The 300-nt window shown below is 58.3% G+C and carries 1 pseudogene; it reads right to left on the bottom strand.

Annotated elements, in window-relative coordinates:
- Positions 1 to 102, bottom strand: a pseudogene (locus E5Q11_RS17715) (hypothetical protein); the annotation flags it as partial.
- Positions 103 to 300 lie beyond the last annotated feature (198 nt).

The following is a 300-nucleotide window of genomic DNA, read 5'->3' as shown; positions in this document are numbered from 1 at the left end:
AGCCGGGTAATGGTCTACCGGTGCCACCGGCGCTTCCGCAAACAGTTCCGGGAACAGACGCATCATCATGCGGCGGTTTTCCAGCATGTACAGGTAAGCGCTGTGTCAATTCGTTGCAATGTTCTGCGGCGGCGTCATAGCGGCCCTGAACTAGCTCGATGTTGGCTAGCATCAGTCGTGCCCGAATGGCCTGTTGTGGGTCGGTGTTGCTGCCGATGAGGTCGGTAAGCCCGTTCCGCGCCTGTTCAAAGCGGTGATTGCTCTGGTCGATGGTGGCTTTCAATACTCGAAGGCGGTCGG

The organism is Marinobacter confluentis (assembly GCF_004785685.1).
Lineage (GTDB): Bacteria > Pseudomonadota > Gammaproteobacteria > Pseudomonadales > Oleiphilaceae > Marinobacter > Marinobacter confluentis.
Note: the sequence above shows the minus strand (reverse complement) of the source record. Positions and strands in the feature narration are given on the sequence as shown.